2 protein-coding genes are annotated in these 2,621 nt (G+C 29.7%); both read left to right on the forward strand.

From position 1 onward, the window contains the following. Nucleotides 1-174 precede the first annotated feature (174 nt). Nucleotides 175-1,701: a lipopolysaccharide biosynthesis protein gene (locus H6A13_RS12775; protein WP_204909920.1), complete on the forward strand. Its 1,527-nt coding sequence runs from the start codon at nucleotides 175-177 to the stop codon at nucleotides 1,699-1,701. 11 nt (nucleotides 1,702-1,712) lie between these two features. Beyond that, on the forward strand, nucleotides 1,713-2,621 hold a 909-nt coding region (locus H6A13_RS12780; protein ID WP_204909921.1), incomplete at its 3' end, for a glycosyltransferase.

Here is a 2,621-nt window from a genome sequence, read left to right on the forward strand (position 1 = left end):
ATACAGCAGAGATGCCGGATCAGATCGAAAAGTTGAAGTTGGAGTCTTTTACTTCAACTATAGTGGAATACCTTGTGAAAAGATATCCATTATTTTATTGAGCGCTTACAATCTAATTATCAATATGCATTGATTTGCTACTATTGAAAGGGTGATTAATTGAAGGCATCAAGAGTGGGAAACAGTTTGAAAAATATGGGGTCAGGTATTTTTGTATATTTGATGAACATGTTATTTCAATTTATTAATCGATTCCTGTTTGTAAAATTTTTAAGTGTTGAATATCTAGGGATTAATGGTTTATTTTCAAACGTTTTATCAATGTTAAACATTGCAGAATTAGGTATAGCAGGTGCGATGGTTTACGCACTATACAAACCATTAAGCGAAGAGAATACTGAAGAAATTAAGTCGATCATGTATCTATATAAGCACTTATATAGATTTGTTGGTATGTTTGTGCTTGTTGCAGGAATGATGATAACTCCTTTTTTGGGATATTTTATAAATGGAGAAGATGTCAGACATATTCAATATCTTAATGTATATTTCTTATTATATGTTGTGGATGCAGGAGTATCTTATTTTTTATCGTATAAAAGAAGTATAATCATTTGTAACCAACAATCATACATAATTAATGGAACTAATTTTTTAAAAATTGTTTCGACAAATATATTACAAATAGTATTTTTGGTATTAACTAGAAACTATTTTATTTATTTATTGATACGTGTTCTTTGTACATTTGGGGAAAATGTTTTGATTAGCTTAATTGCTAATCAAAAATATCCCTATTTAAGAGAAAAGGCTACAATGCTAGAACCAAATGTGACTAGTAAAATCAAAAAAAATATACTTGCGATGTCAATGCATAAAATAGGGACAGTAGTAGTGTTTGGAACTGATAATATAATCATTTCTAAATTCGTATCACTTGCTGCAACAGGGCTTTATTCTAATTATGTCTTGATTACAAATGCAGCGGCTTCTTTACTGACGCAGTTTTTTACAGCAATTACTGCTAGTGTAGGAAACTACTTAGTAGAAAAAAAAGAGAATACTGATGATATCTACAGAATGTATAGAAATATACTTTTTGTGAATTTCTGTTTGTATTTCATTGTATCACTTGGAATATTCATATGTATGCAAAATTTTATGACTGTTTGGCTTGGGAAGGATTTCTTATTATCAAGATGTGTATTGTTGTGCATTGTATTGAACTTTTTCTCATTGGGAATTAGAAAAACAACATTAGTATTTAAAGATGCAAGTGGCTTATTTTGGAAAGATAGATATAAACCTTTATTAGAAGCTGGAAGCAATTTGTTATTTTCGATTCCTCTTGCAATTCATTTTGGAATTGCAGGGACAATAATTGGAACTATTATTACAAATATTTTAGTTTCAGGAATTATAGAGGCACACATAACATATAAGTACTTGTTTAAAAGAAGTGTATGGTTATTCTTTAGAGAGGAGATTAAATACTACGTAATTTTGATCTTGTCTTTAGCAGGATGTAGTTTTATTACTTCTAGTATCGGTGAGATTAGTTTTGTGAATGTACTTATTCGAGGTTTTATTTCAATAGGTTTTTCGGTAATGGTATTAATTGTTTTGTTTTTTCGAACTGAAGAATATAGATATGCTAAAAGTATTGTATTAGGACTGATTAGAAAAGCGTACAGGAGATAGAGGTGAATTAGTTGAAACAAATTTGCTTTGTAGTAAAAAACATTAACATTGGCGGTGGAATTTCACGAGTAGTTAGCTACCTAAGTAATGAATTATCTAAAGATAGAGAAGTTACAATATTATCGATAGAAAAGAAATTTACCGTTAATAAGAGAGCCTATGAGTTAGATAATAATGTTAATGTTCATTATCTAACAGAGGAGGTAATAAGTTACCGAAGAGAAATATGTACATTATCCAAGCAATTGAAAATATTTTTGAAGAAACACCGTTTTGATAGTCTAGTTGTTGCTGGAATGGATTTTGTTCCATTATTAACCCTAAGTATTAATTATCTAAAAAAAGAAAATGTTACTATTGTTGCATGGGAACATGCTAATTATAAAGTTGGCAAGAAATTCGGATTAAAATGGATTGGAAGAAAGTTAGCCGCTAAATATTTTGACTATATAGTTGTATTAACAGATAGAGATAGAAAATTCTATCAAATGAATGAAAAACTAAAATGTCAAATAAAAAGGATTTATGATCCATATAATTCTGCAATTAGCAAAGACAACTATGATGAAAATTCTAAAAAAATAGTTAGTTGTGGTATGCTAATTTATCAAAAAGGATTTGATTTTGCAATTCAGGTTGCAGATATTGTATTGAAGAATCATCCTGATTGGACTTGGGAAGTATGGGGGGAAGGGATAGAAAGAGAACGATTAGAAGGAATGATAGTTAAGCATAATCTTCAAAATCAGTTTTTCTTAAAAGGGTATAGCGACAATATAATGGATAAATACTCAGAGTATGCTTTCTTTGTTCTTACATCAAGATATGAGGGCTTCGGAATGGTGATTTTAGAAGCATTAGCCAACAATTTACCAGTGATTGCGTTTGACTGTGATGCAGGACCTGAAGAGATAATAAAC

Source organism: Mordavella massiliensis, assembly GCF_016902415.1.
In the GTDB taxonomy this organism is placed as follows: Bacteria; Bacillota; Clostridia; order Lachnospirales; family Lachnospiraceae; genus Merdimonas; species Merdimonas faecigallinarum.